General features: G+C 65.0%; 18 protein-coding genes. 11 read left to right on the top strand and 7 right to left on the bottom strand.

Going from position 1 to position 23373, the window contains the following annotated elements:
- Nucleotides 1-4 precede the first annotated feature (4 nt).
- On the bottom strand, nucleotides 5-550 hold the full coding sequence (locus tag J2X62_RS11010; RefSeq protein ID WP_032365527.1) for a DUF402 domain-containing protein: 546 nt from the start codon (nucleotides 548-550) through the stop codon (nucleotides 5-7).
- Nucleotides 551-628: 78 nt separating this feature from the next.
- On the opposite strand from J2X62_RS11010, the gene uvrB reads away from it, so the two are divergent.
- Both uvrB and J2X62_RS11000 read left to right on the top strand, forming a co-directional pair.
- Complete coding sequence (gene uvrB / locus J2X62_RS11005) at nucleotides 629-2791, top strand: excinuclease ABC subunit UvrB (RefSeq protein WP_027497251.1); 2163 nt, start codon at nucleotides 629-631, stop codon at nucleotides 2789-2791.
- 64 nt (nucleotides 2792-2855) lie between these two features.
- A complete protein-coding gene (locus J2X62_RS11000; protein ID WP_032365526.1) occupies nucleotides 2856-3722 on the top strand; it encodes an SCO6745 family protein in 867 nt (288 codons plus the stop codon).
- Nucleotides 3723-3728: 6 nt separating this feature from the next.
- On the opposite strand, the gene J2X62_RS10995 is transcribed toward J2X62_RS11000, so the two are convergent.
- A complete protein-coding gene (locus tag J2X62_RS10995) occupies nucleotides 3729-4586 on the bottom strand; it encodes an ABC transporter permease (protein WP_032391043.1) in 858 nt (285 codons plus the stop codon).
- Complete coding sequence (locus J2X62_RS10990) at nucleotides 4583-7447, bottom strand: alpha/beta fold hydrolase (protein ID WP_222099413.1); 2865 nt, start codon at nucleotides 7445-7447, stop codon at nucleotides 4583-4585. Before J2X62_RS10990 ends, J2X62_RS10995 begins: the two co-directional genes overlap by 4 nt.
- A 182-nt stretch (nucleotides 7448-7629) precedes the next feature.
- Here J2X62_RS10990 and J2X62_RS10985 point away from each other — a divergent pair, with 182 nt between their 5' ends.
- Nucleotides 7630-8082, top strand: a complete 453-nt coding sequence (locus tag J2X62_RS10985; RefSeq protein WP_008715916.1) for a universal stress protein — start codon at nucleotides 7630-7632, stop codon at nucleotides 8080-8082.
- A 78-nt stretch (nucleotides 8083-8160) separates the two neighbouring features.
- Here J2X62_RS10985 and J2X62_RS10980 read toward each other — a convergent pair whose 3' ends face one another.
- From J2X62_RS10980 to J2X62_RS10970, 3 genes are all read right to left on the bottom strand, one after another.
- Nucleotides 8161-10482, bottom strand: coding sequence for an ATP-binding domain-containing protein (locus J2X62_RS10980; RefSeq protein ID WP_032365522.1), 2322 nt, complete (start codon nucleotides 10480-10482; stop codon nucleotides 8161-8163).
- A gap of 146 nt (nucleotides 10483-10628) precedes the next feature.
- Nucleotides 10629-11819 (bottom strand): DoxX family protein, encoded by a 1191-nt coding sequence (locus J2X62_RS10975; protein WP_027497246.1) that lies wholly within the window; start codon nucleotides 11817-11819, stop codon nucleotides 10629-10631.
- A 140-nt stretch (nucleotides 11820-11959) separates the two neighbouring features.
- On the bottom strand, nucleotides 11960-12649 hold the full coding sequence (locus J2X62_RS10970; RefSeq protein ID WP_032391115.1) for an MBL fold metallo-hydrolase: 690 nt from the start codon (nucleotides 12647-12649) through the stop codon (nucleotides 11960-11962).
- Between the two features lie 258 nt (nucleotides 12650-12907).
- On the opposite strand from J2X62_RS10970, the gene uvrA reads away from it, so the two are divergent.
- Nucleotides 12908-15832, top strand: coding sequence for an excinuclease ABC subunit UvrA (uvrA, locus tag J2X62_RS10965; RefSeq protein WP_032374518.1), 2925 nt, complete (start codon nucleotides 12908-12910; stop codon nucleotides 15830-15832).
- Nucleotides 15833-15913: 81 nt separating this feature from the next.
- On the opposite strand, the gene J2X62_RS10960 is transcribed toward uvrA, so the two are convergent.
- Nucleotides 15914-16294 carry a DUF1844 domain-containing protein gene (locus tag J2X62_RS10960; RefSeq protein WP_027497243.1) on the bottom strand — a complete coding sequence of 127 codons (381 nt, stop codon included), beginning with the start codon at nucleotides 16292-16294 and terminating at the stop codon, nucleotides 15914-15916.
- A gap of 379 nt (nucleotides 16295-16673) precedes the next feature.
- Between J2X62_RS10960 and infC the strand changes: the two genes are divergently transcribed.
- From infC to J2X62_RS10925, 7 genes are all read left to right on the top strand, one after another.
- Nucleotides 16674-17414, top strand: a complete 741-nt coding sequence (gene infC / locus J2X62_RS10955; RefSeq protein WP_045841242.1) for a translation initiation factor IF-3 — start codon at nucleotides 16674-16676, stop codon at nucleotides 17412-17414.
- 116 nt (nucleotides 17415-17530) lie between these two features.
- On the top strand, nucleotides 17531-17725 hold the full coding sequence (gene rpmI / locus J2X62_RS10950) for a 50S ribosomal protein L35 (protein WP_008715923.1): 195 nt from the start codon (nucleotides 17531-17533) through the stop codon (nucleotides 17723-17725).
- Nucleotides 17726-17811: 86 nt separating this feature from the next.
- Nucleotides 17812-18201: a 50S ribosomal protein L20 gene (gene rplT / locus J2X62_RS10945; protein WP_008715924.1), complete on the top strand. Its 390-nt coding sequence runs from the start codon at nucleotides 17812-17814 to the stop codon at nucleotides 18199-18201.
- A gap of 38 nt (nucleotides 18202-18239) precedes the next feature.
- Complete coding sequence (locus tag J2X62_RS10940; protein WP_027497241.1) at nucleotides 18240-19046, top strand: RNA methyltransferase; 807 nt, start codon at nucleotides 18240-18242, stop codon at nucleotides 19044-19046.
- 70 nt (nucleotides 19047-19116) lie between these two features.
- Entirely contained in the window at nucleotides 19117-20184 is a 1068-nt protein-coding gene (pheS, locus tag J2X62_RS10935; RefSeq protein ID WP_032374315.1) for a phenylalanine--tRNA ligase subunit alpha, read from the top strand.
- A 55-nt stretch (nucleotides 20185-20239) separates the two neighbouring features.
- Entirely contained in the window at nucleotides 20240-22726 is a 2487-nt protein-coding gene (pheT, locus tag J2X62_RS10930) for a phenylalanine--tRNA ligase subunit beta (RefSeq protein ID WP_283549412.1), read from the top strand.
- Nucleotides 22727-22795: 69 nt separating this feature from the next.
- The gene (locus J2X62_RS10925; RefSeq protein ID WP_032391048.1) at nucleotides 22796-23350 is read left to right on the top strand and encodes a hypothetical protein; all 555 of its coding nucleotides are present in this window, start codon (nucleotides 22796-22798) and stop codon (nucleotides 23348-23350) included.
- The last annotated feature ends 23 nt before the right edge of the window (nucleotides 23351-23373 follow it).

Genomic DNA, 23373 nt, shown 5'->3' with positions numbered 1-23373 from the left:
CGGTTCAGGCCGGTTTGCCGTTCCATTCCGTCGGCATGCCGACGGACGCGAGCCAGGCGTTCAGGTCGTAATCGTGCCGCGTCAGTCCTTCGATGGCCGCGATCGATCGGGACAGCGCCCGCTCGGCCGTCGGGGTGTCCAGATGCTGCGCCACGCGCGCGTCGAACAGCTCGTCGACGTCCAGCAGGTCGTAGTCGCGGCCGGTGCGAACACTGAGGTCGAGATAGTGATCGACCGAGGTCCATCGGCTGGCCCCGGCCGTGTACTCGCCGATGTCGACGTAGTAGTCCTGGTCTCTGGCGTGCGCGGGCAGATAATGGAACACCGAGGCCCGGAGCCCGAGAGCAGGCAGTAGCCAGGACTCCAGGTAGTCGAAGTGGGCATGGTCGGATGGCCGGGCCATGTACAGCCCCCACGGCTCGACGCGGTATTCGTCGACCACGCGAACGAACCCTTTGGGGTCGACGTTGGTCTTCGCGACCAGGTCGAACGTTTCGTGTTTCGGGGCATGAACGACGGTGTGCGCACCGGCTGACGTGTGAGCGACCATGCCTGTAGAAGCTACCGGGAACAGACCTCCGAGGTCTCTCCGACGGAACTTGTCGGTGGTCGCGTCTACGCTTGTGTAATGGCGTTTGCATCCGAACATCCCGTTGTCGCGCACTCCGAACACCGTCCGGTGGGAGCGATCGAGCGCACCGGACCGGCGTTCGAGGTCGTCAGCGAACACGTTCCGGCCGGTGATCAGCCGACCGCCATCGCCGAACTCGAACGTCGGATCAAGGCGGACGAGAAGGACGTCGTGCTTCTCGGTGCCACCGGTACCGGTAAATCGGCCACCACCGCCTGGCTGATCGAGAAACTGCAGCGCCCCACCCTGGTGATGGCACCGAACAAGACTCTCGCAGCGCAGTTGGCGAACGAGCTACGAGACATGTTGCCCAACAACGCAGTCGAGTACTTCGTGTCGTACTACGACTACTACCAGCCCGAGGCGTACATCGCGCAGACCGATACTTATATCGAAAAGGACTCGTCCATCAACGACGACGTCGAGCGTCTGCGGCACTCGGCGACGGCATCCCTGCTCTCTCGCCGAGACGTGGTCGTGGTGGCGTCGGTGTCGTGCATCTACGGTCTCGGTACCCCGCAGTCGTACGTCGATCGGTCGATCGAGCTCGAGGTCAACGTCGAGGTCCAGCGTGATGCGCTGCTCCGGCTTCTGGTCGACGTGCAGTACACGCGCAACGACATGGCGTTCACCCGCGGATCGTTCCGAGTCCGCGGCGATACCGTGGAGATCATTCCGTCGTACGAGGAGCTCGCTATTCGCATCGAGTTCTTCGGAGACGAGATCGAGGCGCTGTACTACCTGCATCCGCTGACGGGCGACATCGTTCGCCAAGTCGATTCGGTACGCATCTTCCCGGCCACCCATTACGTCGCCGGACCGGAGCGCATGGAACGGGCGGTCAAGGACATCGAGGCCGAGCTCGAGGCGCGCCTGGCGGAGCTCGAAGGCAAGGGAAAGCTGCTCGAGGCGCAGCGGCTTCGGATGCGCACGCAATACGACCTGGAAATGATCAAGCAGGTCGGCTTCTGCTCCGGCATCGAGAACTACTCGCGGCACATAGACGGTCGCGGGGCCGGCACCGCACCCGCGACCCTGATCGACTACTTCCCCGAGGACTTCCTACTCGTCATCGACGAATCCCACGTCACCGTCCCACAGATCGGCGCGATGTACGAAGGCGACATGTCGCGCAAGCGGAACCTGGTCGATTTCGGGTTCCGGTTGCCGTCTGCGACGGACAACCGGCCGCTGACGTGGGAAGAGTTCACACAGAGGATCGGCCAGACCGTCTACCTGTCCGCTACTCCCGGCAAGTACGAACTGGGGCAGACCGGCGGCGAATTCGTCGAGCAGGTCATCCGTCCTACCGGCCTCGTCGATCCGAAGGTCGTCATAAAACCGACCAAGGGGCAGATCGACGACCTCGTCCACCAAATTCGCGAGCGTGCCGAGAAGGACGAACGAGTTCTCGTCACCACATTGACCAAGAAGATGTCGGAGGACCTGACCGACTATCTGCTCGAGCTGGGCATCCGCGTCCGGTACCTGCACTCCGACATCGATACGTTGCGCCGAGTCGAGCTGCTGCGGCAGCTTCGGCTGGGTGAGTACGACGTCCTGGTCGGCATCAACCTCCTCCGGGAGGGCCTCGACCTTCCCGAGGTGTCATTGGTCGCCATTCTCGACGCGGACAAGGAGGGATTCCTCCGCAGCGGCACCAGCCTCATTCAGACGATCGGCCGCGCCGCTCGAAACGTGTCCGGTGAAGTGCACATGTACGCCGACAAGATGACCGACTCCATGACGTACGCGATCGAGGAGACCGAACGTCGGCGCGAGAAGCAGATCGCCTACAACAAGGAGCGGGGAGTCGATCCGCAACCGCTGCGCAAGAAGATCGCCGACATTCTCGATCAGGTGTATCAGGAAGCAGAGGACACCGACACGGCCGTCGAAGTGGGTGGCTCGGGTCGGAACGCCAGCCGTGGTCGGCGAGCGCAGGGCGAAGCAGGCAGGTCGGTCAGCTCCGGCGTGTACGAGGGGCAGGATGTCTCGTCGATGCCGCGCGCCGAGTTGGCGGACCTGATCAAGAACATGACCGATCAGATGATGAACGCTGCCCGCGAGTTGAAGTTCGAGCTGGCCGGTCGACTGCGCGACGAGATCCAGGACCTGAAGAAGGAGCTCCGGGGCATGGACGCGGCCGGCCTCAAGTAGGTCGCGCGGGTGGTGCGAGTTGAGCCTGCGGAACGATCCGAAATGGTTCGGTTACGGTTCAGTGATGGACGCAACCACCGCCGGCCGCACCTCTCGTGCACTCGAACTGATCCACTCGATGACCTACTTCCTGCCGGAAACGCAGGACGCTCTCGTTGCTGCTGGGTTACCGCCACGGGCCTGCTATTTCGCCGGTCGTGCAGCACCTCTCGGGCCGGTCGGTGCAGGTGTCGTGACAGCCACGTTCTACAACTTCAACCGCGATCTGATCAGCCCGCTGATTCCGGCAGCCTGGGCCATCGCCTCTCCCGACGAGATCATGGCAATCCGTTACGCCACACTCGACACCGCATTCGAGCGTCTGTTGGGCTCCGAGACGTTGGCGTCCCCGGATATGGCCGAAGCTGCCGACCTCGCATCGATCGCTGCGCGTGGAATCCCAGGAGACGACGGTCGGCCGCTGTACGCCGCCTACGCCGAACTCGACTGGCCGCAAGCGCCGCACCTCGTGTTGTGGCACGCTCTCACCCTGATCCGCGAATACCGCGGTGACGGCCACATTGCCGCGCTGCAGACGGCGGGGTTGAACGGCCTGGACGCGCTGATCACCCACACCGCCACCGGGTACGGCTTCGAGAAGGAATTCGCGCGCAAGCGTCGTGGATGGTCGACCGAGCAGTGGAACGGAGCCGTGGCGTCCTTGGCCGATCGTGAATTGTTGACGGCCGACGGCGCTTTGACGCAGGACGGGAAAGATCTCCGCACGTTGGTCGAGGACATCACCAACGACCTCGCCGTCGCGCCGTGGGCCGCCCTCGGCGAGGACGGTGCAGCTCGGCTGGTTTCGCTCGCGACGCCGTGGCGTGAGTCGATCGTCGGCCAGGGCACCATTCCCGAGGGCGTCTTCGGGCCAGCGATCAAAAAGAAGTAGGCCGCCTCAGCTGGTGATGTCCTTGGTGGCGAATCGTCTCCACGCGATCAGCCCGAAGACCGCCGCGTAGGTGATGGCCGAGAACGATCCGACCACCATGTCGTTCCAGTCGATGTTCGTGCCGAAGGCGTCGATCCACGAGTTCGCGTAGTGCCCGGGCAGATAGTTGCGCAGCGACCCCAATGCCGTGATCTGATCGAGGATCTGCATCAGAATCGACGTCATCACCGCGCCGCCGACGGCCCCGAGAGGGGCGTCGGTGAGCACCGACAGCAACATCGCCAGACCTGCCACCCACAGCAGATTGACGCCGATGTAGGCGACCGCAATCAGTAGTCGCACCAGGGAAGTGCCGTACGACAGTCCCTCACCCAGCGGCGTGACCAATGATTCGGCACCGTACATCACCGTCCCGATCAGTAGGGACACTCCGACCAGCACCAGAATGGCGGCGCTGGACAGCGTGGCCGAGACGAGTGCCTTCTGGGTCAACAGTCGGCTTCGAGGAACTGGGATGGCGAGCAGGTAGCGCAGGCTCGACCACGAGGCCTCGCTCGCAACGGAGTCGCCGAAGAACAGCGCCACCACGACGATGAGCAGAAATCCGACGGACATGAACAGTGCGAAGACGGTGAAGTTCATGCCGCCTCGCGTGCCGAGCTCGATGAGCCCGCCGGCGTCGGAGTCGGCGTTGGAGCTGCCCACGGTGAAGGCGACGACAAGGATCACCGGTAGCAGGGCAAGGAAACCGATTGCGAGCTGAGTGCGTCGCCGGCCCAACTGTCGACGCAGTTCGGTACGAAACGGCAGGGTGCGGCCGCCGCTGTAGCCCGCTGCGCGGCCGTCTGCGTGCGTTGTACTCATGAGCGATCCTCGCTGGAGTCGGTCTCGTGAACGACTGTGCCTGGGGTATCTCGATGAACGAGGTCGAGGAACACGTCCTCGAGTCGGGTGGACTGGGAGAAGCCGCGGACCGACACCCCCGCCGTAACGAGTTCTCTGATGACGACGGCGGAATCGGCGTCGGTCAGGTCGACGGTCACGGTGCCGTCGTCGACGATCACCGCGCCGTCATGGCCGGCGGCGTCGAGTACCGACTGGGCGCGGTCGGCGTCGTCGACCCTGATCTCAGTCTGCCCACCGGCCGCTGTCAGCTCGCGGACGGTGCCCGAGCTGATCACGGAGCCACGGTTCATGACCACGACGTGCGTGCACGTCTGTTCCACTTCGGCGAGGAGGTGGCTCGAGACCAACACGGTGCGCCCTGTCTTCGCGTAGTTGATCAGCACGTCACGCATGGTTCGGATCTGTGGCGGGTCGAGGCCGTTGGTCGGTTCGTCCAACACCATGAGATCGGGTAGACCCAGCATGGCCTGTGCAATGGCGAGGCGCTGACGCATGCCTTGGCTGTAGGACTTGACCTTGCGTTCGATCGCTGCGCCGAGGTCTGCGATCTCGAGTGCCTCGTCGAGGTGAGCGTCTTCGATCGGTCGCCCTGTCGCCTCCCAGTACAGCCGCAGGTTCTGGGTGCCGGTCAGATGCGGAAGGAACCCGGAACCCTCGACGAAGGAGCCGAGCCGCGACAACACCGGGGCACCGGGTGTGACCTTGTGACCGAAGACTCGGATGTCGCCACCGGTGGGGGTGATCAGGCCCATCAGCATGCGCAACGTGGTGGTCTTTCCGGCACCGTTCGGTCCGAGCAGTCCGAGTACCTGCCCCTGTTTCACCTCGAAGCTGACGCCGTCCACGGCACGGAACCCGTTCGAGTACGTCTTGGCCAGGTCGGTGATCACCAGGGGAGTGTCGACCAAAGCCTCGTCGACCTCGGCCACCGTGCGGCGTCTGGTTCGCACGATCGTCGCCACCACGATGCATCCGACGACCAGGACGACCACGCCGATTCCGATCAGTGGAGCGACGGGTACCGTGCTGTTCGCGCTCGCCACCGCGGGAACCGTCGGCAACGCGACGGACGTGTTCGCCATGGTCACGCTGAACTGTGCGGGCTCCAGCGGGACGGCGTAGGCCTGATCGGTGGTGGAGACGCTCAGTTCGAGACGATGACCTTGCTGGACGGTATAGCTGATTCCCGGGAGGGCGACGGTGACGTCGACGGGATCGATGCTCCCGGTGTCGGGCAGTCGGATGGCCGACACTGCGCCGCCGGGAAGGGTCCGTGTGCCGTTCGGGGCGACGTCGTACAGTTTCGCGAACAGCACAGCCTGGCCGGGCCCGGCGAGGGACGCCACCCGGAGATCGACTCTCGGCGCGCCGGTGATGGTCAGTGACGAGTCGACGGGCTCGCTGGTGAAAATCGCGGACTGGCCCGGAAGGTCCGCAGTCAGCGCTGCACCGGCTCCGGTCGATCCGAGTGTCGACAACACCGAACCCAGACCGGGGACCGTCGAGATGGCGGACGGTGACGCGCCGGGCGGACGAATGATCGTCCCGTCGTCCGAGGCGGGGGTGAAGGTCACTGTATTCGTCTGTGTGGGTTCGGAGTTCGGGGTCAGGCCTGGGTAGTCGGGAGCCGTCATCCGACGATTGCGTTCTCCTCCTCGCTCATCGGCTGCGCGCTGCGTCGAATACACGAACGGCGCGCTCTCGGAGGTCGCGGGATCGGGGGTGCCGCGCAGAGTCCGGTCGAAGAAGTCCGCGACGGCTCGATCCGACGCACCGTTCGTTCCACCGGCATCGTGCCCACCGTCGAACCACCGAACGGTCACGTCACCGCCTGCGGCTGCGATCTGCCGAGCCGTCGCGTCGGCCTGGTCGAGACCGAACAGAGTGTCCTGGGTGCCCTGTAGGAGAAGCGTCGGAGCCGTGATGTTCGACGCCACCGCGACGGGCGAGTGGGCAGTCAACAGATCGAGTAGTGGCTGGCTGGGAATGCCGGTCACTGCGGATTGTGCGTAGGCGTCGCAGAATTCCTGGGCGAATCTGCCGCACGCGGATGCGCCACCGCCACCGCCACGGTTACCGTCCCCGGCACTACCGGGCGCAGCGCTGGAGGCACCCGCTCCGAAGAAGACCCCGGCCCATCCACGTTTGAGGACGCCGGGTCCGCCGTATTCGGCACCGGCCGGGGAGTCGATGTTTCCGAGCGCTTCTCGACCTGCGGACGAGGTGACGCCGAAGTTGGGGAACAGGGCCTGGCCCAGGTCGTTCCAGGTGATGGCAGCGGCCACCGAGTCCACGCGGGGGTCTGTTCCGCCTGCGCTGAGGGCCAGTGCCCCGCCGTACGATCCGCCTGCCACGCCGACGTGGGGATCACCAGGAGCGTCGAGCTGTACTTCGGGCTGTTCGGCCAGCCAGTCGATCAGGCCGCGGGCATCGGCGACCTCGCGATCGGGGTCGTTGATGGAGATCGAACCCGTGCTGTCACCGAAGCCGCGTGCGGTGTAGGCGAGAACCACGTATCCGCGCGCGGCGAGATCACGAGCTTCGCCGTCGACCGAGTCCTTGCTGCCGCCGAAGCCGTGCGCGAGCAACACAGCCGGAGCGGGGGTGGACTCGGGAATGTAGAGCCGGGTGTCGAGGTCGACGGTCTCCGTCGAACCGGGGCTGTCCGGTAGCGTGATGCGCGCGTCACGCGTAGCAGTGTCGGCTTCGCGTCCCTGGGGGAGGAATGCGAATGCGAGGGCGGCCACGATCACGATCGAGATCGCGACGGCACCGAGAGCGAGGGCCCGTCTCGACAACGGCGGGCGGGGGATCGGCATGCAAACCAATGTATGTGAGTGGCGCGGATCGTGTTGTTCCCCAAGTTCACGTGCCGATCGTCGACTTCCGGCTACTGTCAGCGCATCAGTCCCCGGACCACGTCTTTCGGTCCTGTGACTTGCACCAATCCAGTTCGACCAGAAGTGTCACATCTGTGTGTGACCGACCAATGGAGGAATGAATGAGCGCCTACCGCACCGTCGTCGTCGGAACCGATGGCTCCGAATCGTCACTGCGGGCAGTGGAGAAGGCCGCGGCTCTGGCGGGAGATGCCGATGCCACCCTGGTGATCGCGTGTGCTTACTACCCGGCCGATCCGAAAGATACCTCTGCCGCCGCCGACGCACTCCGCGAGGACGCCTACCAGATCACCGGTTCGGCACCGACGCGCGAAATCCTGCGCACCGCCCGAGAGCACGCCACCAAGGCCGGCGCGAAGAACATCGAGGAGAAGCCGATCGTCGGAGCGCCCGTCGAGTCCCTCCTGGCACTCGTGGACGAGGTCAAGGGCGATCTACTCGTCGTCGGCAACCGTGGGCTGAACTCGCTGACCGGTCGCTTGCTCGGTTCGGTTCCGTCCGACGCGGCCCGCAAGTCGACCTGTGACGTGCTGATCGTCCATACCGTCCGCTGATTTTTTCGTAGTACGACAATCGGCCCGCCCCGTCGACGATGACGGGGCGGGCCGATTGTTCTCGTCGGACCGTTCTCGTCAGACCTCGGCGTCGGAGGGCTGCAGGGCCCCGAGCTCCTGGGGCAGAGGATCCACATGGACGACGCCGAGTCGCTGGGTTGCTCGGGTCAGGGCCACGTAGAGGTCGTTCATACCCTTGACGGACTCCGCAACGATCGCGCTCGGCTCGACGATGAGCACCGAGTCGAACTCGAGCCCTTTTGCGTCCTTGACCGTCGACACGGTCACCACATCCGACGCCAGGTGCTGCAGTTGGGAGACGAGTTCGGAGGGAACGAGCACTGCGCTCAGGCCGGGACGAGGGTGGTCGGCCACTCGCTTCTCGACCGTCGTCACCAGATCTGCTGCGGCTACGCGTTGAGCCCACGGCTCGACGCCGGTGCTGCGAATGGATCGCGGTTCGGACTGCTCCGGATCGATCGCCGCGAGCACGTCGTGCGCCACCGTCATGATCTCCGACGGCGTTCGGTAGTTGACCGTCAGTTCGGTGAGCTTCCAGCGTTGAGCCACATAAGGTTCGAGCACCGATCCCCAGGACGAGGTTCCGGCCGGATCACCGGTCTGCGCGGTGTCACCCACCAGTGTCATCCACCGATTGGGGATGCGCCGCATCACCATTCGCCATGCCATCGCCGACAGCTCTTGTGCCTCGTCCACGATCACGTGCCCGTAGGTCCAGGTACGGTCGCCGGCGGCGCGTTCGGCGGTGGTGAGTCGCTGACCCGAATTCTGGCGTCGCGCAAGCTGATCGGCGTCGATCAGGTCGTACGCCATCAGAATCTCCGGGTCCAGTTCGTCCTCGAGGTCCTGTGGAGCAGACCCGGTCAGGATGTCCAGTGCGCCCTGGGCATCGGCGATCTGGCCACGCCATTGACGCTGAGCCTGTTCACGTTCGGCAGCATCGTCGACGCCGAGCAGCTCGGCGAGCTCGTCGAGCAGCGGGGCATCCGCGGACGAGAAGCCGTGGCCGCGGCGCAGCAGCGACTCGCGCTCCGACTCGTCGAGCGCAGGTGCGGCCGATGCGATTTTCTCCGGCGATGCGAACAGGTCTCGAAGAACCTGCTGGGGCGACAGATCCGGCCACAACTCGTCTATCGCAGCCATCACGTCGTGGTCCTCGCGCATCTCGTCCCGCATGTCCGCAATGTCGTCGGCGCTGAGCAAGCTCGATCCGTCCACCACGTTCTGGCCGAGTTTCGCGGCCAGCTGATTGGCCAACTGGTCGATGACCGAGGACACGAACAGAGGCCGAGCCAAGTTGTGTGGTCGCCGGGAGGACCGGGCGCGGCCGCGGGCACGCGTGACTATCTTTCGATCGAGGGTGATGTCGTAGGTGTCGAATTTCAGCCGGCGCGGCTGTGCGGGCACCTCCTGGCGATCACGCACCGCCTGCGTCAGTACGTCGACCATCGACAGTCTGCCCTTGACCTCGGTGGCCAGAGCCGAATCCTCGCGCTGCGCACGGACTCCGGGGTACAGATCGCCGATCGTCGACAGCAGTACCCCGGTTTCGCCCAGCGACGGCAGCACCTGGCCGATGTAGTCGAGGAACGTGGCGTTGGGCCCGATGATCAGGACACCGCTCTTGCCGAGCTGTTGACGGTACGTGTACAGCAGATACGCTGCTCGGTGCAGTGCCACGGCCGTCTTGCCGGTGCCCGGTCCGCCCTGCACCACCAGCACACTGCGATGCTGTGAGCGGATGATCGCGTCCTGCTCGCTCTGGATCGTTTCGACGATGTCGTTCATCTGACCGGTTCGCGCCGCATCGAGCGCGGACAGCAGCGCACCCTCACTGGCGACGCCACCCGCGACAGCCGCATCGTTCGACGACTGCGCGGACTCGAGGTCCAGGAATTCGTCGGCGATGGCGGTCACCTTGCGTCCGCGGGTACGAATATGCCTGCGGCGCAACACGTTTTCGGGGGCTGCCGGTGTCGCCAGATAGAACGGACGGGCCATGGGGGCTCGCCAGTCCAGCAGTAGTGTCTCGTAATCGTTCTTGTCGTCGAGGATGCCGACACGGCCGATGTAACGCTCGGGGCGGTCGTCGACTTTCGGATCGAGGGTGTCCGGGTCGAGGTCGATGCGTCCGAAGCAGAGCCCGTTCTCGGCTGCGTCGTACTTGGCGATGTCCTCGGTGTACATCTGGTTGAAGGATTCGCGCTCGCTTCGGGCCTGCGGTGTTCCGCCGGTCTCGAGCAGCACGGCGCGAAGTCGGTTTGCTGCATACTCGCGCAGCGAATCGAGCTGCGTGTACAACCGCGTCAGGTGCGCCTGTTCGAGGTCTTCCTCGATGGGTGCACCGGGATCGTTCGATGTGTGGCCGTCGTCCGGCAAAGGTTCTCCTCGGGAGTTCGGCCGAGGCGACGATATCGCCTCGAAATCAGCCAGAGCAGTCTACGCCGCAGAACGGCCCTGCCGCAGAACCGCGAGTTCTGGGACAGGGCCGTGCGCGCGAACGACGCCGAGCGTCGTGGGTAGACCTACTTCGCGTACTGCTGGAGCTTCTTGTCCAAGTTCTTCTGCGCCTTGGCAACTCGCTTCTCGAGCTTGGCCCGAGCCTGCTCGGTTGCCTTCTCGAGTTCCTTGTTCTGCTTCTCGGCCCGCTTACGAGCGCGCTTGCCGAGCGTGTCTACCCGATCCGACGCGATGTCGGCCCACGTGGCACCGCGCTTCTGAGCCTCTTCGGCCAGAACGGATCCCTTCTCGGCAGCGAGATCGGCGAGCTTCGCTCCGCGCTTCTGTGCCACCTCGGCCAGTTCACTGCGACGGTCGGCAGCGACGTCGACCAACTTCGAGCCCCGCTTCTGAGCGAGTTCGGCCCAATCCGAGCTGCGGTGCGCGGCCTTGTCGGCGAGCTTCGAGCCACGCTTCTGCGCTTCTTCGGCCAGATCGCTTCCGCGGTCGGCAGCAAGCTCGGCCAGCTTCGAGCCACGCTTCTGGGCTTCTTCGGCCAGCTCCGAACCCTTGTCGGCGGCGATGTGAGCCCACCGGTTCAGAGCGGGCTGCGCGACCTCTGCCAGCTCCGAGCCCTTCTCGCCGGCGATGTCGGCGAACTTGGCCAGCTTCGGCTGTGCGGCGTCGGCGAGCTTGGCCAGCTTCGGTTGTGCGGCGTCGGCCAGATCGGCACCGCGGCTCGCTGCGATAGAGGCAATTTCCTTGACGCGTTCCCCGGTGTCGTGAGTGGTGTGACCGGGCAGCGCAGAGACCACAGATTCCTGTGCGCGGCGTGCCGCCCGCTTGCTGCGCCACGCGACGGAGGGCTTGCCCTCGGTGTCGACGGCCGCGATCAGCAGTCCGCCGAGGAGGCTGAGGTTCTTGAAGAAGTGGATGCGTTGCGCAGCCTTGGTCTCCGGGTCGGTTTCGTTCCAGAACGCGTGTCCGGCCAGCGTCGTCGGAACGAGGCTTCCAGCCAGAGCGAGCGATGCGATACGCGGTGCCTTGCCGGTGGCCAACAGAATGCCGCCGGCGACCTGGATTCCGCCGTTGATCCGAACCAACGTCTCGGGATCGGTCGGCACGTTCGCGGTGACCTCGTTGGGCAGAGCATCCTTGCTCTGCTCGATCAACGGAGCGGCTGCCTTCGCCCTGCCGGCGGGATTACGAAGTGCATCGACGCCCCCGGAGATGAAAATCGTAGACATCAGCGGACGGGCGATACGGCGGACCAGCATTGACAGCCTCCTGCGTAGTTTCTCGTGTCATGGCGGTTGTACGTGCGGACTCGCACCGAAAGTAGTTCGAAATCACCGGTGCGTGCACTTTTGTCACACTCTTCATACCCCGTGTTTCACGGTCTCAAGCACGTGCGGCGTCACCAGCCGCGTTCGCGCCACTCCGCCAGGTGCGGCCGCTCGTCACCGAGGGTGGTGTCCTTGCCGTGCCCGGGGTAGACGACGGTGTCGTCGGCGAAACGGTCGAACAATTTGGCGCTCACGTCGTCGAGCAGGTGGGTGAAGTCCTCGGGGCCGTTGGTTTTGCCGACGCCGCCGGGGAACAGGGAATCACCGGTGAAGAGGTGCGTCGTCTTGCCCTCGGCGTCGGTCAGCGCGAGTGCTATCGAGCCCGGAGTGTGACCGGTCAGATGCACCACATCGAACGTGAGCTCGCCCACCGACACCGTGTCGTGGTCGGCAAGAAGACGGTCCGGAGCTACCGGCAGCGGTTCTGCGTCCAGCTCGTGGGCCGCGGTGGGGGAGTCGGTGCCACCGGCGATATCGGCCAGCGCCTGCCAGTGGTCGGCATGCTGATGCGTGGTCACGATCAGAGACAGCGTCGGTGCGTTCTCGTCGAGAAGCAGTGAGATGCGGTCGGCCTCGTTGGCGGCGTCTATCAGCAGAGAATGGCCCGTTGCGGAACAGACGACCAGGTAGGTGTTGTTGTCCATGGGGCCGACCGACATCTTGGTGATCGTGGCTCCGGGGATCGTCCGCCGCTGCGGGGGTGAACCCTGTGCAACGACGCCGGTGTAATTGTCGTCGATGACCATGAGGTGCTCGTCCATTTCGAGGACGCTACCGTCGGCAGCAACGACGGGAGCGCCGGGGTCACGCTCGTGGAAAAGTGTGTCGGTACCTGGACCTACCATTGCTATGAGGTGAGGTTCGTCCCTCACCTCGACAGGTTTTCGACGTGGAGTCCTCGGCTACACGGCGTGTGATCGGTGCATCGGCACCACGCGTCATCATCGACTCGACGTCGGACAATGCTGCGTCGAGCAGCAACACGGCTCGACGTGCTCGTGAGAAAAGAAGGGAACACAGTGGCGGATCGCCTGATAGTGCGAGGTGCACGGGAGCACAACTTGAGGGGGGTCGATATCGACCTGCCCCGGGACGCGCTGATCGTGTTCACCGGTTTGTCCGGTTCGGGCAAGTCGTCTCTCGCCTTCGACACGATCTTCGCCGAAGGCCAGCGTCGTTACGTGGAGTCGCTGTCCGCATACGCACGGCAGTTCCTCGGGCAGATGGACAAGCCCGATGTCGACTTCATCGAAGGCCTGTCGCCCGCGGTCTCGATCGACCAGAAGTCGACCAACCGCAACCCACGCTCCACCGTGGGCACCATCACCGAGGTCTACGACTACCTACGGTTGCTCTACGCCAGGGCGGGCACTGCGCACTGCCCGGTGTGCGGCGAGCAGATCGCCAAGCAGACCCCACAGCAGATCGTCGATCAGGTTCTCGACATGGAGGAGGGCCTCAAATTCCAGGTCCTCGCGCCGGTGGTCCGAACCCGTAAGGGCGAGTTCGTCGACCTGTTCGACTCGCTCAACACTCAGGGCTACTCACGTGTGCGCGTCGACGGTGTCGTCCACCAGCTCAGCAGCCCGCCGGTGTTGAAGAAGCAGGAAAAGCACGACATCGAGGTCGTCGTCGACCGACTCACGGTCAAGTCCAGCTCGAAGCAGCGGCTCACCGACTCGGTGGAGACCGCACTGCGGCTCGCGGACGGCATCGTGGTTCTCGACTTCGTCGACCGTGAGGAGAACGCCCCCGATCGGGAGCGTCGTTTCTCGGAGAAGCTCGCGTGCCCCAACGGCCACCCGCTGTCCATCGACGACCTCGAACCGCGATCGTTCTCGTTCAACTCGCCTTACGGCGCCTGCCCCGACTGTGTCGGGCTCGGCGTGCGCAAGGAGGTCGATCCCGAGCTGGTGGTGCCCGACGGTGATCTGAGTCTGGCCGACGGTGCCATCGCGCCCTGGTCGATGGGCCAGACGTCGGAGTACTTCGGTCGCTTGCTGTCCGGACTCGCCGACGCCATGGGCTTCGATCTGCACGCTCCGTGGAACAAGCTGCCGGCGAAGGTCAAGCGAGCTGTCCTGGAGGGCAGCGACCACCAGGTGCACGTGAAGTACAAGAACCGGTACGGCCGCACCCGGTCGTACTACGCCGAGTTCGAGGGCGTCATGCCCTTCCTGCACCGCCGCCTCGAGCAGACCGAATCCGAACAGATGAAGGAACGCTACGACGGCTACATGCGCGACGTTCCGTGTCCTACCTGCAACGGAGCCAGGCTGCGTCCGGAAATTCTGTCGGTCACCATCGCGGCGGGTGATTTCGGGCCGAAGTCGATCGCCGAGGTGTGTGAACTGTCCATCGCCGACACGGCCGACTTCCTCAACAGCCTCACTCTGGGGCGACGCGAGGAAGCGATCGCGGGCCAGGTCCTCAAGGAGGTGCAGGCTCGACTCGGCTTCCTGCTGGACGTGGGTCTCGAATACCTGTCGTTGGCGCGCACCGCGGGCTCGCTGTCCGGCGGCGAGGCCCAACGTATCCGGCTCGCCACGCAGATCGGCTCCGGCCTCGTCGGCGTGCTCTACGTACTGGACGAGCCGTCCATCGGACTGCATCAACGGGACAACCGCCGGCTCATCGACACGCTGACGCGACTGCGCGATCTCGGCAACACGTTGATCGTCGTCGAGCACGACGAGGACACCATCCGTACCTCGGACTGGGTCGTCGATATCGGACCGCTGGCCGGTGAGCACGGCGGACGCGTCGTGCACAGCGGTTCCTACGCGGACCTGCTGACCAACGACGAATCGCTCACGGGTGCGTATCTGTCGGGTCGCATGGAGATCCCGTTGCCGGACACCCGCCGGGTGGTCGACAAGAAGCGACAGGTCACCGTCGTGGGTGCCCGTGAACACAACCTCCAGGGAATCGACGTCAGCTTCCCCCTCGGTGTTCTGACGTCGGTCACCGGTGTCTCCGGCTCGGGCAAGTCGACTCTGGTCAACGACATCCTTGCGACCGTGATGGCCAACAAGCTCAACGGTGCCCGGCAGGTTCCCGGTCGGCACACCCGGATCAACGGTCTCGACCAACTGGACAAGCTGGTTCGCGTCGACCAGTCACCGATCGGCCGCACGCCCCGGTCCAACGCCGCGACGTACACCGGGGTGTTCGACAAGATCCGTACGTTGTTCGCGGCCACCACCGAGGCCAAGGTTCGTGGGTATCAGCCCGGGCGATTCTCGTTCAACGTCAAGGGCGGTCGGTGCGAGGCATGCTCGGGAGACGGCACGTTGAAGATCGAGATGAACTTCCTGCCCGACGTCTACGTCCCCTGCGAGGTGTGCGAAGGCGCTCGCTACAACCGCGAGACGCTCGAAGTGCACTACAAGGGCAAGACCATCGCCGAGGTCCTGGACATGCCGATCGAGGAGGCTGCCGACTTCTTCGAGGCCATCACGTCGATTCACCGGTACCTCAAGACACTCGTCGAGGTCGGCCTCGGTTACGTCCGCCTGGGGCAACCGGCGACGACACTGTCCGGCGGCGAAGCTCAGCGTGTGAAACTCGCAGCCGAGTTGCAGAAGCGATCGACCGGCCGCACCGTCTACATTCTCGACGAGCCGACCACGGGCCTGCATTTCGAGGACATCCGGAAGTTGCTCGGAGTCGTGAACGGACTCGTCGACAAGGGGAACACCGTGATTGTCATCGAGCACAATCTCGATGTCATCAAGGTCTCCGACTGGGTCATCGACATGGGGCCCGAAGGTGGTTCGGGCGGCGGAACGGTTGTGGCGCAGGGTAATCCGGAAGCCGTAGCAGCGGTGCCCGAAAGCTACACCGGAAAATTCCTGCAGGAGGCGCTCTCCCGCGAGGTAGTGGCGTCCACGCCGAAGGCGGCCCCGAAGAAGCGTCGGGCTCGTAAGGTCGCTGCGGTCTGACGCGAACACGTCGACGACGAAGCCGCATCCGGCAATCCGGATGCGGCTTCGTCGTCTGTGGGTGGGGTGGGGTGCGCTCGTTCAGTGCACCGGGCCGGTGTACTTCTCACCGGGGCCGAGTCCTGGCTCGTCCGGGTGTGCCGAGGCTTCCCGGAACGCGCGTTGCAGTGCCTGGAGGCCGTCGCGAATCGGTCCAGCGTGGGGACCGAGGTACTCGACCGACGCGGTGACCAAGCCGGCGAGTGCGGTGATGACGCGTCGGGCCTCGTCGAGATCGAGGTAGGGGCTCTCCGCGGGATCGGGCTCGGACAGACCCAGCTTCTCGGCCGCGGAACTCATCAGCATCACCGCTGCACGGCTGATGACCTCGACCGCGGGAACCTCGGCGAGTTCCCGGACTTCTTGCTCGATACCGGTGGGGTCGGTGCCTGCGGGATCGGCGGGCGTGGATGAACTGGTCATACCTACGAGAATCCCACGCCGCGGGTGCCGTCGGTCGGATCGGGTGTCGACTCGGCTTCATCGACCGGTGCGATTGTCGGTTTCGGCATTCTGCTGGTAGTCTGACTCGACGACCGTCTTCGGCGTGCGCTCCTCGATGGAGTTCACCGCATGGAGGCAGCAAGTGGAGCCCGACTCCCACCGGTATGTGATCCGAATGGATCGCTTCCGGTCCGGTCGCACGAAGGTCTCCCAATCGGGATTCCCCAGTGCTTCCTCCTCGTGAGGAGACTGTACGACGCGCTATGTCGTACGGATCGACCGGTCGACATCGGGCCCTGCTGTCGGTACAGACCGGCTGCAGGGTTTTTTCGTTTTCGGTGTTGGTTCGCCGAGCGTGATGTCGAGGTTCGAGGGCGACGGGCTGTGTAAGTGGCAGGCGGTCGGGTTACACACCACACCGCACTACCTAGGAGGCCCCATCAGCACTGAGACCCGCATCAACGATCGCATCCGAGTTCCCGAGGTCCGTCTTGTCGGACCAGGCGGTGAACAGGTGGGGATCGTGCGTGTTGAAGATGCACTCCGCTTGGCTCTCGAAGCCGACCTCGATCTTGTCGAAGTAGCTCCCGACGCACGTCCGCCGGTCTGCAAGATCATGGACTACGGGAAGTTCAAGTACGAGGCTGCGCAGAAGGCGCGCGAATCGCGCAAGAACCAGACGCTCACCGTCATCAAGGAGCAGAAGCTCCGCCCCAAGATCGACGCGCACGACTACGAGACCAAGAAGCGCAACGTGGTTCGCTTCCTCGAAGCCGGCTCGAAGGTCAAGGTCACCATCATGTTCCGTGGTCGCGAGCAGTCGCGCCCCGAGCTGGGTTTCCGTTTGTTGCAGCGCCTGGGTGCCGACGTCGCGGAACTCGGTTTCGTGGAAACGTCGGCCAAGCAGGACGGCCGCAACATGACCATGGTCCTGGCTCCGCACAAGGGTGCCAAGACTCGCGTGAAGGCTCAGGAAAGCGCTGCCGCGCCGCCTGCGCAACGCGCACCGGCCCCCGCGCCGGAACAGCCCGCCGCAGCAGCTCCGGCTGCCGAGGCACCGGCCGCAGCAGCTCCGGCTACTCCGGCTCAGACCAACTGAGCTTCGCGCTCTACCAGTAAGACAGTCCCGCACCCGCCTCGGTGCGCAGTCCGTTCCGAGGCGCTGCGTGGCTGTGCCATGCACCACCGAAGAGCTAATACAGAACAGAGGATTTCATGCCCAAGCAGAAGACGCACAGTGGTGCCAAGAAGCGATTCAAGGTGTCCGGCAGCGGCAAGATCCTGCGCCAGAAGGCCGGCCGTCGCCACCTGCTCGAGCACAAGCCCACCAAGGTGACTCGTCGCCTCGATGGTGTCGCCGTTGTCAAGAAGGCCGACGTGCCTCGGATCAAGCGCCTGCTCGGCATCTGATCCGGCTCGCCGCCGACTGATTTCGGTCGGCTTCATCCCATTACCATTCGGGGTTTCACACGCCCCCAGATCGACAGGATTCACCAGTGGCACGCGTAAAAAGGGCCGTCAACGCCCAGAAGAAGCGCCGTTCGATTCTCGAAGCGTCCAAGGGCTACCGCGGACAGCGCTCACGTCTGTACACCAAGGCCAAGGAGCAGCAGCTCCACTCGCTCACCTACGCGTACCGGGACCGCCGCGCGCGCAAGGGTGACTTCCGCAAGCTGTGGATCACGCGTATCAACGCTGCAGCGCGGGCCAACGACATCACCTACAACCGCTTCGTCCAGGGCCTGAAGGCCGCGGGCGTCGAGGTGGACCGCAAGATCCTCGCCGAGCTCGCTGTGTCCGATGCCGAGGCATTCGCCGGCTTGGTCGCCATCGCCAAGGCTGCATTGCCTGCCGATGTCAACGCTCCTGCTGGAGAAGCAGCCTGAGCGAGTCGCCGCACGACGATTCAACTCCGAAACGACCCGTGGATTCGCTGACCGAGCGAACTCCGCGGGTCGTTTCGGCCGTCAAGCTCGCTCGCGCTGCAGAGCGCAAGAAGACGGGACTGTTCCTTGCCGAGGGCTTCAACGCTGTGTCCGAGGCTGCTCGGTTCGGTTCGGTCCGCGAGCTGTTCTTCACCGCGGATGCCCTCGACCGACACGAGAGCCTCATCGCCTCCATCGAGGCCGGTGGCGCACGGGTGTTTCCGATCACCGATCGTGCCGCGAAGGCATTGTCGGACACCGTCACCCCGCAGGGTCTGATCGCAGTCACCGAGTTGGTCGACGTCCCGATCGACCGTGCGTTGGCAGGAACACCGCGGCTGGTGGCCGTTCCGGTGCAAATGGCCGAGCCGGGTAATGCCGGCACGATCATTCGTGTTGCCGATGCCGCCGGGGCCGATTCGGTGGTCCTGCTCGGCGACTCCGTCGACCCGCACAACGGCAAATGCGTGCGGGCCTCGGCCGGCAGCGTCTTCCATCTTCCCATTGCGCGGGAGCGCTCGATCGAAGACGGTATCGACGCACTGCGCCGTGCCGGCCTGACGGTCGTGGCGACTGCCGCCGACGGCGAAGTCGACTTGGACGACGCAGACGAGCTGCTCCAGCAGCCGACTGCGTGGTTGTTCGGCAACGAGGCCCACGGTTTGTCCCTCCCCGTTGCCCAAGCTGCCGATCACCGGATCAGAATTCCCATCCACGGTCGGGCGGAGAGTCTGAACCTGGCGACCGCCGCGGCACTGTGCCTCTACGCGAGCGCCCGTGTTCGACGACGGTCGGCGAACCCGTGAATACGGTCGCCTAGGATCGTTACCACTCTGCTTCGTGCAGACCGACCATTATTCGAGGAGTGCATCTGTCGTGGCGAAGAAAGAGTCCGGGCCCGAGCCGGTAGATCCGAGCGTTCTCGAAGAGTCCGCACTCGACGCTGCGGTGGACTCGGCCGAGCAGGCGTTCGCCGACGCGTCGGACCTCGATGCGCTCACGAAGGTCAAAATCGATCACGTCGGTGGAAAGGCACCACTGGCGTTGGCTCAGCGCGCCCTCGGCGCTCTACCCGGTGACCAGAAGGCGGACGCGGGCAAGCGCGTCAAGGTGGCACGAGACCGGGTGCAGAAGTCCTTCGACGAGCGCCGCGCAGTGCTGTCGGCGGAGCGCGATGCAGCGATTCTCGTGGCCGAGACGATCGACGTGACGCTGCCGACCGACAGGACGCCCGTCGGAGCGCGCCATCCCATCACGATCATCTCGGAGCAGGTCGCCGATGTCTTCGTCGGTATGGGCTGGGAGGTCGAAGAGGGCCCCGAGGTGGAAACCGAGCACTTCAACTTCGACGCGTTGAACTTCCTGCCCGATCACCCGGCTCGCACGATGCAGGACACGTTCCACATCGCGCCGGAGGGCTCGCGGCAGGTACTGCGTACACACACGTCGCCGGTGCAGGTGCGGTCCATGCTCTCCCGCGACGTACCGATCTACGTCGTCTGCCCTGGCCGAACGTTCCGTACCGACGAGCTCGATACGACGCACACTCCGGTCTTTCATCAGGTCGAGGGGCTCGCGATCGACAAGGGCCTGACGATGGCGCATCTGCGCGGAACGTTGGACGCGTTCGCGCAGGCTCTGTTCGGCAGCGATACGCGCACTCGGATGCGGCCCAACTACTTTCCGTTCACCGAGCCCTCCGCCGAGGTCGATGTGTGGTTCCCGAAGAAGAAGGGTGGAGCCGGTTGGGTCGAATGGGGTGGCTGCGGAATGGTCAACCCGAAGGTGTTGCAGGCCAGCGGCATCGACCCGGAGGTGTACACCGGTTTCGCGTTCGGCATGGGTCTCGAGCGAACTCTGCAGTTCCGCAACGACATCCCGGACATGCGGGACATCGTCGAGGGAGATATCAGGTTCACTCTGCCCTTCGGTGTTCAGGCCTGACGCGGCCACTCTCCAGCCCCACTTCATCTCGGATACAAGAAAGAGCTGAGCACACGTGCGAGTCCCACATTCCTGGTTGACCGAGGTCCTGCACGCGGGTACTCCCGACTGGTCCGTCTCGCCCGACGAGCTCGACGCGGGTTTCGTACGCGTCGGTTTCGAGGTCGAGGAGCTGGTCTCGTTGGACAACGTGACGGGGCCCCTCGTGGTGGGTCGGGTCGAGTCGATCGAGGAACTGACCGAATTCAAGAAGCCCATTCGGTTCTGCCTCGTGAACGTGGGGGCCGACGAGCCGCAGGAGATCGTCTGCGGTGCACGCAATTTCGCCGAGGGGGACCTCATCGTCGCGGCGCTGCCCGGCAGCGTTCTGCCGGGCGGGTTCGCCATCGCGTCGCGCAAGACGTACGGCCGCAACTCCAACGGGATGATCTGCTCGACGCTCGAGCTCGGTCTCGGCCGGGACCACTCCGGCATCCTGGTGCTACCGGAAGGGACTGCGCAGCCCGGCGACGATGCCAAAGTCGTTCTGGGCCTCGATGATTCGGTGATCGAGCTGAACGTGACACCGGACCGCGGGTACGCCTTCTCGGTACGCGGCCTGGCTCGTGAGTTGGCGTGCAGCTTCGATCTTCCGTATGTGGATCCGGCGCGCACGATGCCCACCGAGGTCACCGGTGACGCCTGGCCCGTGACGGTCGAGCCCGAGTCCGGTACTTCTCGGTTCGCTCTGCGCAAGGTCGTGGGTATCGATCCCGCTGCCGTCACTCCCTGGTGGATGCAGCGGAGACTGCTGCTGGCCGGGGTGCGACCGATCTCGGCGGCCGTGGACGTGACCAACTACGTGCTCCACGAACTCGGACAGCCGTTGCATGCTTTCGACGCAAGCAAGCTCGACGGTCATCTCGTCGTGCGGCGCGCGAATGCGGGGGAGACGCTCACGACGCTCGACGGCGTCGAGCGGTCGCTCGATGCGGAAGACGTGGTCATCGCCGACGGAACGGGAGCCATCTCGTTGGCCGGCGTCATGGGCGGGGCGTCCACCGAGGTCGACGACTCGACCAGCGATGTCGTTCTCGAAGCAGCATCGTTCGATCCGCTCGCGGTGTTCCGAACCGGCCGTCGCCACAAGCTGTCGAGCGAGGCGAGCAAGCGTTTTGAGCGGACTGTGGATTCGGCGCTCCCGGTTGCGGCGCTCGATCGGGCCGCACAGTTGCTCGTCGAGATCGCCGGTGGACGTATCGAACCGGTGCTGACCGACATCGGCGAGGCTGCCCGGTTCCCGTCGGTGACGATGGACTTCGACCTGCCCGATCGGATCGCGGGTGTGCAGTACCCCGACGGGACCGCTGCTCGACGGCTCACTCAGATCGGATGCACCGTCGAGGTGGATGTCGACGGTGGCGGCCACGGACAACTGGTCGTCGATCCTCCCTCGTGGCGACCCGACTTGGTGCAGCGCGCCGATCTGGTCGAAGAGGTGCTGCGGCTCGAAGGGCTCGAGAAGATCCCGTCGATTCTGCCGTCCGCTCCCGGTGGGCGCGGCCTCACCGCCGAGCAGAAGCGTCGGCGGGCAGTCGGCAAGGCCCTTGCGTTCGCCGGCTATGTCGAAGTTCTTCCGCCGGTGTTCCTGCCCAAGGGAATCTTCGACACGTGGGGCCTCGACGCGGACGACCCGCGCCGAGCGACGACGTCGGTGTTGAACCCGCTCGAGGCCGACCGCCCCGAGCTTGCGACGACCGTGCTTCCCGGTCTGCTCGAAATGCTGAGCAGGAACATCGCGCGCGGTCAGCGGGACGTGTCGTTGTTCGGAATCGCCCAGGTCGTTCTCCGGCACGACGCGACCGCTGCGGTGGACGCGTTGCCGGTCGATCGGCGACCGACCGACGATCAGATCGCGATGCTCCGTGGGTCCCTCCCCGCACAGCCGGTACACGTGGGCGTGGTGCTCGCCGGTCAGCGTGAGCCGTCCGGGCCCTGGGGACCGGGCCGAGCAGCCGAGGCCGCAGACGCGTTCGCCGCTGTGCGCACGGTTGCCGCGGCTTCCGGCGTGCACGTCGATCTTCGTGCAGCACACCACCTTCCCTGGCATCCGGGCCGGTGCGCCGAGGTTCTTCTCGACGGTGAGGTCGTCGGGCACGCAGGCGAACTGCATCCGGCTGTGCTCGAGCGAGCCGGTTTGCCGCCGCGTACGTGTGCGGTGGAGCTGAGTTTGAGTGCTCTGCCCGTCGTCGAATCGCTTCCGGCCCCCGAGGTATCCCCATACCCGGCCGTGTTGCAGGACGTCGCTGTCGTGGTCGACGCGTCCGTGCCCGCTGCGTCCGTCGAGGCTGCGCTGACGATCGGCGGTGGAGAACTGCTCGAGTCCATCCGACTGTTCGACGTCTACGAGGGTGAGCAGGTCGGCGAGGGGCGTAAGTCGTTGGCGTTCGCCCTCCGGTTCCGCGGTTCGGACGGAACCCTGACCGAGGATCAGGCGACGGCGGCTCGCGACGCAGCCGTGGCGGCGGCATCCACAGCGGTCGGTGCCCAGCTGCGTAGCTGAACCGTCGACGGCGCGGCCGGTGTTGTGCGTAGCGTGGTGTCATGACGGGCACGACGACGGGAGCAGCCGATGAGTGAATCCGACACGCAGGCCACGGCCTCGGATCTGCAGGTGTTGAACGAGGTTCTCGCGGCGGTGGCCGGCCGACCTCGGTTGGCTCCGGTGGCAGCGGCGGCATCCGCTCTGGCGGCCGAGTTGGGGGCGGCGGAACCCGAGCCCGCCGGTCCGGATCGCGGCGTCCCGCCGGGAATCGTTCCCGATGTGGATGTTCCGCAGGTGACGAAACCTCGTATCGACCAGCCGCTCGGCGATCCACCACCGGGAGCTCCGTTGGGCGGAACGGTGCCGGGCGTCATCGATGCGGAATTGGTAGACGACCTTCCCGTCGGCGGGGGTGGGGGTTATGTCGGCGGTGCGACTACGGGCGAGTTCACCGACTCCGGGGTGCCGACCTGGGATGGGGTGCGAGAGAAGGTGGAGCATCGCTCGGGTACGGCTGTCGGGGCGGAGGAGCTGGACCGGGAATCGAGAGCCGGTCAGGACCTGGACAAACAGTGGAACGATCGGCAGGAAGCCGGCCGAAAGAAGCTCGACGAAATTCGTAGATCGATGGGTAGCAGCTAGCGTTTCCGGCCCGCCGATGAATG

This window comes from Rhodococcus sp. 3258 (genome assembly GCF_031456475.1).
Classification (GTDB): Bacteria; Actinomycetota; Actinomycetes; order Mycobacteriales; family Mycobacteriaceae; genus Rhodococcoides; species Rhodococcoides fascians.
Note: the sequence above shows the minus strand (reverse complement) of the source record. Positions and strands in the feature narration are given on the sequence as shown.